The organism is Pseudomonas sp. 14P_5.3_Bac1, from assembly GCF_025466135.1.
GTDB lineage: Bacteria > Pseudomonadota > Gammaproteobacteria > Pseudomonadales > Pseudomonadaceae > Aquipseudomonas.
Map to the genome: position 1 here is coordinate 224,551 of NZ_JANLOF010000007.1, position 6,802 is coordinate 231,352.

At 59.7% G+C, this 6,802-nt stretch carries 6 protein-coding genes and 1 pseudogene; 3 read left to right on the plus strand and 4 right to left on the minus strand.

What is annotated here, in order from left to right; all coding sequences use genetic code 11:
- The first annotated feature begins 124 nt into the window (after nucleotides 1–124).
- Together NTD89_RS02105 and NTD89_RS02110 are read left to right on the plus strand one after the other, a co-directional pair.
- On the plus strand, nucleotides 125–2,362 hold the full coding sequence (locus NTD89_RS02105) for a TonB-dependent receptor (RefSeq protein WP_262206296.1): 2,238 nt from the start codon (nucleotides 125–127) through the stop codon (nucleotides 2,360–2,362).
- Nucleotides 2,363–2,447: 85 nt separating this feature from the next.
- The gene (locus tag NTD89_RS02110; protein ID WP_262206297.1) at nucleotides 2,448–3,035 is read left to right on the plus strand and encodes a hypothetical protein; all 588 of its coding nucleotides are present in this window, start codon (nucleotides 2,448–2,450) and stop codon (nucleotides 3,033–3,035) included.
- A 39-nt stretch (nucleotides 3,036–3,074) separates the two neighbouring features.
- Here NTD89_RS02110 and NTD89_RS02115 read toward each other — a convergent pair whose 3' ends face one another.
- On the minus strand, nucleotides 3,075–3,542 hold the full coding sequence (locus NTD89_RS02115) for an SRPBCC family protein (protein ID WP_262206298.1): 468 nt from the start codon (nucleotides 3,540–3,542) through the stop codon (nucleotides 3,075–3,077).
- A gap of 99 nt (nucleotides 3,543–3,641) precedes the next feature.
- Here NTD89_RS02115 and NTD89_RS02120 point away from each other — a divergent pair, with 99 nt between their 5' ends.
- The gene (locus NTD89_RS02120) at nucleotides 3,642–4,043 is read left to right on the plus strand and encodes a GFA family protein (RefSeq protein WP_262206299.1); all 402 of its coding nucleotides are present in this window, start codon (nucleotides 3,642–3,644) and stop codon (nucleotides 4,041–4,043) included.
- A 1-nt stretch (nucleotide 4,044) separates the two neighbouring features.
- Here the strand turns inward: NTD89_RS02120 and mrdA are convergent, their stop codons facing one another.
- The 3 genes and pseudogenes from mrdA to NTD89_RS02135 form a co-directional block, all read right to left on the minus strand.
- Nucleotides 4,045–5,937, minus strand: coding sequence for a penicillin-binding protein 2 (mrdA, locus tag NTD89_RS02125; protein WP_106580023.1), 1,893 nt, complete (start codon nucleotides 5,935–5,937; stop codon nucleotides 4,045–4,047).
- Nucleotides 5,938–6,071: 134 nt separating this feature from the next.
- On the minus strand, nucleotides 6,072–6,185 hold the full coding sequence (locus NTD89_RS29450) for an aldehyde dehydrogenase family protein (protein ID WP_262206300.1): 114 nt from the start codon (nucleotides 6,183–6,185) through the stop codon (nucleotides 6,072–6,074).
- Nucleotides 6,167–6,775, minus strand: a pseudogene (locus NTD89_RS02135) (aldehyde dehydrogenase family protein). The gene NTD89_RS29450 and the pseudogene NTD89_RS02135 overlap by 19 nt, the downstream one beginning before the upstream one ends.
- Between the last annotated feature and the right edge of the window lie 27 nt (nucleotides 6,776–6,802).

Consider the following 6,802-nt stretch of genomic DNA (forward strand, 5'->3'; position numbering starts at 1 on the left):
CAAATTTGTTGCAGAACATTAATAACAATCACTATCATTCGCACCGGAGTCGTATCCGCGCAGCGAGGACGCGCAACGTTGTTGCCCTTTTCCTCACATTGACGGTTCGCCGTCAGGATCGACCATGCCCTTCCGTACCCGACTTTGTGTGCCGTTTCGCCCTACCCTGCTCGCCCTTTGCTGCTCCGTGAGCCTTGCTGCCCATGCTGCAACCCCAGTCACCCCGCAGGATGCGAATAACCATCAGGACGGCAACACACTGGAACTGGGTGCTACCAACATCAACGCCGACGCGCCCGCGCCAAACGCGCTACCGCCGGTTTACGCCGGTGGCCAGGTTGCACGCGGCGGGCAACTGGGTGTGCTGGGCAACCAGGACATCATGGACGTGCCATTCAGCATGTCCTCCTACACCGAAAAATTGATTCGCGACCAGCAGGCGCAAACCGTCGGCGATGTGCTGCTCAACGACTCGTCGGTGCGCCAGGCATCGGGCTACGCGAACCAGGCCCAGGCCTTTGTGATTCGCGGCCTGCCGCTCAATGGCGACGACATTTCCTTCAACGGTTTGTACGGCATCCTGCCGCGCCAGATCATGTCCACCGACGCCCTGGAGCGGGTTGAAGTGTTCAAGGGGCCCAACGCGTTCATCAACGGTGTAACGCCCGGCGGCTCCGGCATTGGCGGCGGCGTGAACCTGCAGCCCAAGCGCGCCGATGATGTGCCGTTGCGCCGTTTCAGCACCGACATCAGCAGTGATGGCCGAGTGGGTGAACACCTCGACATCGGCCAGCGTTTTGGCGAGGACAATCGCTTTGGTGCGCGGGTCAACCTGTCCCAGCGTGAAGGCGATACGGCCGTTGACGACGAAAACCAGCGCTCAAAACTGTTCTCGGTCGGCCTCGATTACCGCGGCGATGCGTTGCGTCTGTCGGGGGACTTTGTGTATCAGAAGCAGCAAGTGAACGGCGGGCGCAATACGGTGCTGCTCGGCAGTGGGCTGACCCACATCCCCAACGCCCCGTCTGCCGACACCAACTACGCGCCGAACTGGGGCACCACCAGCCTCGAAGACACGTTCGGCATGTTGCGCGGCGAGTACGACCTCAACGACAACTGGACCGCCTACATTGCCGGCGGTGCCAAGCACACCAACGAACTGGGGCGCTACTCGTCGGTCACCCTGAACGACGCATTGGGCAATGCCACGGTCAGCGGCTCGAACATCGCGCACCAGGAAGACAACACCAGCCTGATGGCCGGCCTGAACGGCAAGTTCCAGACGGGCGCTGTCAGCCACAAGTTGAACCTGGGCCTGACCGGCATCTGGACCCAGACCCGTAACGCCTTCGACTTTGCCGCAGGCAGCCAGCCAACCAATATCTACACTCCGGCCGACGTGTCAGCACCGGCCAAAGGCGGTTTCACCTCCGGCAGTGACCTGAACGACCCAGGCATTACCGCCAAGACCTTCGCCCGCAGCGCTGCGGTATCGGACACCTTCGGCTTTATGGATGACCGCCTGCTGTTCACGGCCGGTCTGCGCCGCCAGGAACTGGTGGTTCAAGGCTATGCCTACGGTACCGGCACGCGCACTGCCAATTACGCCAAGGGCATCACCACGCCGGTGTATGGCTTGGTGTTCAAGCCTTGGGACCATGTTTCGCTGTATGCCAACCACATTGAAGGCCTGGCTTCGGGGCCGACCGCTCCGAGCACGTTTGGCAGCGCTACCAGCGTGACCAACGCCAACCAGACCTTCGCACCGGCCCGCTCGAAACAGACCGAAGCAGGCGTCAAGGTTGATATGGGCACCTACGGAGCGACACTGGGCGTGTACCGCATTGAACAGCCGACTCAAGGTTACTCCCAGCTGAATGCGGACGGCACCGCCACCTATGTCTTCCAGGGCGAGCAAGTCAACAAGGGCGTTGAGCTGAACGTCTTCGGTGAACCGGTCAGCGGCCTGCGTCTACTGGGCGGCGCGACGATTATTCACACCGAAGTCAACGGCACGGCAAACGGCGCCAATGACGGCAACCGTGCGATTGGCGTGCCGTCGTTCCAGCTCAACGCCGGGGTGGATTGGGATGTGCCGGGCCTGCAAGGCGTAAGCGTCAACGGCCGCATGCTGCGCACCGGCGGCCAGTACGCCGATGCGGCGAACAACCTGAGCCTGCCGGCCTGGAATCGCTTCGATGTGGGTGCGCGCTACAACTTCAAGGTGGCGCAGCGTGATGTGACGTTGGGCGCAACCGTGGAGAACGTGGCCAATACCAAGTATTGGGAATCTGCGCTGGGTGGCTATCTGACCCAGGGTGATCCGCGGGTGGCGAAGTTGTCGGCGACGGTGGATTTCTAAAGTTACAACGTGGAGGGTCAGCGAATTTGCACACCGCTGACTCGCCACTAGACTCAAGGGCTTCTCTCACATGGAAGTCCCTTCAATGAATGTACCCCGCTCCGTGCGCCAGGCCCTTGCTCTGGTCGCCCTGGTGTGCGCCGGCAACCTTGCCGCTTACGCCGCCGACATCCCGCTGTCCAAATCCCTTGAAGCCGATGAAGTGACCACCAGGGTGCTGTCGGTCGATGCCGCCACGCACCAGGTGGTGCTGGCAGGTGCCGAAGGTAACCCGGTGCATGTGCAACTCAGTGATGACGCCAAGGACTTGGCCAACCTCACGGTTGGCGATCAAGTGAAAGTGCTGACCACCCATTCGGTGGCTGCGGTACTCGACACCGACGTGGATAAAAGTGCCCCGGACTCAAGCGAAAGTACCGGCGTGGTGCGTGCCACGGCCGATAACCCGCACCCCGGCGGTGCCGCTTTCCGGCAGATCCAGGTGCAGTTGAAGATTACCCATATCGACCTGAACAAAAACCAGGTGACCCTGGAAAACCCTACCGGTGCGACGAAAGTGCTGAACGTTGAAAAACCGGAGATCCGTGCCGGCCTCAAAGACCTCAAGGTCGGGCAAAGTGTGCTGGTGACCTTCACCGATACCCTGGAAATCACCACAACTCACGAAGGCTGACAGCGACGAACACGGGCATCATCAAGATGCCCGCTTGGGTCAGGCGCGGCGCGCCTGGGCGAGATAGGTTTCGATGTTGTTCATTTGTTCATCCCAGCCACGGGAATTCATCTTGAAGGCCTTCTGGCGTCGGGTCTCGGGCACCGCATCAAACCCGGATTCAACCACCCTCAGCAAAATGCCTGGCGCCCGATCTTCGATGGTGAACTCCACCAGGGTAGGCGTTTCGCTGTCGTAGTCGACACCCTCCTCGACCGCATAAGGATGCCACCGGAAGGAAAACAGGGTTTGTGGCAGGACCCTTTCGATTTTGGCCTTCCACACCACATGTTCATAGCCTGGGTACGTGATGGGGGCTTCGAGGGTTTCCCCGGCAGCAAAGGTTTTGCCCTTCAGGGCGATACCGAACCAACTGCCGAATTGCTCGGCATCCGTGAGGGCTTCCCACACCTGTTTACGTGAAGCATTGAGCAGGACTTTTCGTTCGATGCGATCTAATACGTGCATAAGTCACCTCCTCCATTGACAGTAGGCGACATCGACCAATGCGCAACCTTGGCGTGTGCGCGATGATGATGACCCCATCCTTGATCAGGCAATACGTTTATGACTGACCCGTTGAATGGAAGTTGCTTCTGCAAAGCTGTGTGCTACCAAGTGGACAGCCTGGATATGCCTATCAGCCACTGCCACTGCGACAGCTGCCGCAAGGTGCATGCAGCAGCGTTCGTGGCCACGGCCGGGGTGATGCGCGAACATTTCCGCTGGACACGGGGCGAAGCGCTGCTGTCGTCGCTTGAATCTTCGCCGGGCAAATTCAGGCATTTCTGCTCGGGATGCGGCTCACATCTGATGGCTGAGCGTAGGCACCAGCCCCATGTGATTGTGCGAGTGGCGACGCTGGATGATGATCCGGGCGTACGGCCCACCTCGCACATCTGGACGTCCCATGATGTGCCCTGGCTTGCCTATGAAAGCGTAGAGCACTGGGACGAATGGAAGGTTTGACTTAGACGTGTGGATCTCCGGGCGCCTTGGCCGGGGTCGCATACTGCGGCTTTAGATGGCCTTCCTGGTCGAGCAGCCAGGCATCCATGATTTGCCGCACAACAGGGCCCGCCACACGGCCGCCGGCTTCACCGTTTTCGATCATTACCGAGATCACGATTTTCGGATGTTCGGCCGGCGCGAAGCCGACGAACAAAGCGTTATCGCGATGGCGTTCCAGGGTTTTGTTCCGGTTGTAACGCTCACCTTGCTTGATCGCAACCACTTGCGCGGTACCACTCTTGCCGGCAATGCGATACTGGGCGCCGACCGCCGCAGCCCGGGCGATACCGCGCGGGTCGTGCATCACCAGTTGCATGCCATGGTTGACCTGTTCCCAATCACGCGGGTCCTTGAGGACCACGTTGGGCATCGGGTTTTCATCCACCGGCGGCACGCCATTGATGGTCTTGGCCAGGTGCGGCCGGTTCCAGACGCCTTTGTTGGCGATCAATGCGGTGGCCTGGGCCAGCTGCAACGGCGTGACTTGCATATAGCCCTGGCCGATGCCGAGAATCACCGTTTCACCCGGGAACCACGGCTGGCGTCGCGTCGCGCGCTTCCACGCCTGGGACGGCATCAGGCCTGCAGACTCCTCGAACATGTCGAGGGAGACTTTCTGCCCCAGCCCGAATTCGGCCAGATAATCGTGCAGACGGTCGATGCCCAGCTTGTGGGCCAGGTCGTAAAAGTAGGTGTCGTTGGAGCGCATGATCGCCGCGTCCATGTCCACCCAGCCGTCGCCGCTGTGGTTCCAGTTGCGGTATTTGTGGTCAAAATCGGGCAGCTGGTAGTAACCGGGGTCGAACACACGGGTTTGTGCGGTGACCACGCCACTGTCGAGACCGGCGATGGCCACTTCCGGCTTGATGGTCGAACCGGGCGCATAAAGCCCGCGCAGCACACGGTTGAACAGCGGCCGGTCGATGGAGTCGTGCAGCGCCGCGTATTCCTTGAAGCTGATACCGGTCACGAACAGGTTAGGGTCAAAGCTCGGCTTGCTGACCATCGCCAGTACTTCGCCGGTTTGTGGATCGAGGGCGACAACCGAACCACGTCGATCGCCCAAGGCTTCTTCCGCCGCTTCCTGGAGTTTGACGTCGAGGCTCAGAACGATGTTTTTGCCGGGGATCGGGTCGGTGTGCTTGAGCACGCGCAGTACGCGGCCTTGCGCATTCGTCTCCACCTCTTCATAACCGACATGGCCGTGCAGTTCGGATTCGTAGAAGCGCTCGATACCGGTCTTGCCGATGGACTGCGTACCTCTGTACTCCACCGAATCAAGGGCCTTGGATTCTTTTTCATTGATTCGGCCGACGTAGCCGATCGAGTGGGCAAAATGTGCGCCCAGCGGGTAGTGACGGACGAATTGCGGCTCGACATCCACGCCAGGCAAACGAAATTCGTTGACGGCCAGTACGGCGATCTGTTCCTCAGTCAATTCGTAAAACAGCGTCACGGGCACAAAAGGATGACGAGCCTGCTTCAGCGCCTTGTCGAACACCGCACGGTCTTCGGCGGGCAGGTGCAGCAGGTTGACGATGGCATCCAGCTCACCCTTGAGGTCGGTTGTGCGTTCGCGGGTAATCGTCAGGTTGTAGCTGGGACGGTTGTCGGCCAAAACCACACCGTTGCGGTCATAGATCAACCCGCGCGTGGGCGTAATCGGCAGGACGTGGACCCGGTTGTTTTCGGAAATCGTGGAGTGGTAGTCGTACTGCACCACTTGCAGGAAATACATGCGGCCCACCAGGGCGCAGGTGATGCCGATGACCAACAACGCACAGGCAAGCAGGCGCTTGTTGACCAGACGGTTTTCTTTTTCGTGATCCTTGATCGGTATCGGTTCAGGCATTTCTACAGCATCTCGTTGAAGAAGGTCGACGCCGCGTCCTGCGGATGAAAAATCAATCCTTGTGAAAATGTGCTGCACCATACCAAAAATGCAGAAACACTTTGCATCGATTTCCCCAACGGCATGCTGTTTTGTCAGGAGAGCACGGATTTAGGCTCCAGAAAGGCCTCCAATCCGAGTGTGCAGTACTCACGGCCTATACCTGATTGTTTGAAGCCGCCGAAGGGCGCTAGCGGCTCGTGGGCCACGGGTATCGATCAACACGCGAACGGCGTCGATGCGCGAAGCCTCTTTGCAGGGCTGAGGACAGAATGTAAGCCTGGAGACCGTAGGGCGTATCGTTGGCGATGGTTAGCGCTTCATCTTGGTCATCGTAGGGGATGATCGACAGAACAGGCCCGAAGATCTTGGTCAGCGGGTTGGTAACGCAACTAAAGGCGGTGGGCCTGATGGATCAGCCCGCGTCGATTCCGTCAGGCAAGCCGGGGCCACCCACCAATAGGTGAGCGCCCTCCTCGATGCCGATCTGAATGTATCGCTGCGCCCGCTGCCACTGCTTGAGGCTAACCACCGGACCGATGCTGGTGGCAGGATCATTAGGGCCGCCCGCCCGGATATCGGCGACTTGCTCGGTTACCAGCGCTCCTATCTCATCCAAGCGTTGGGCGGGATGAGATTGACGGAGTGGAATGCTGCTGCAGAGCCGGCTGCGGGGGCGCTGATACGTGTACTTGGAGAATGGAATCCAACGGTGGCACGTACCGGCTGGGTCGAGGGCGCTGATTGAGATGATCAAGGAGCGAGAGTTCTGATACACAAGTTCTGTATCAGAGAGCACGCGTTATGGCCGACGCCCATCGGCAGT

Excerpts from the sequence above, each read along its gene's own strand:
- NTD89_RS02105 (WP_262206296.1), top strand. The coding sequence starts at position 125 with ATGCCCTTCCGTACCCGACTTTGTGTGCCGTTTCGCCCTACCCTGCTC.
- NTD89_RS02110 (WP_262206297.1), top strand. The coding sequence starts at position 2,448 with ATGAATGTACCCCGCTCCGTGCGCCAGGCCCTTGCTCTGGTCGCCCTG.
- NTD89_RS02115 (WP_262206298.1), bottom strand. The coding sequence starts at position 3,542 with ATGCACGTATTAGATCGCATCGAACGAAAAGTCCTGCTCAATGCTTCA.
- NTD89_RS02120 (WP_262206299.1), top strand. The coding sequence starts at position 3,642 with ATGACTGACCCGTTGAATGGAAGTTGCTTCTGCAAAGCTGTGTGCTAC.
- mrdA (WP_106580023.1), bottom strand. The coding sequence starts at position 5,937 with ATGCCTGAACCGATACCGATCAAGGATCACGAAAAAGAAAACCGTCTG.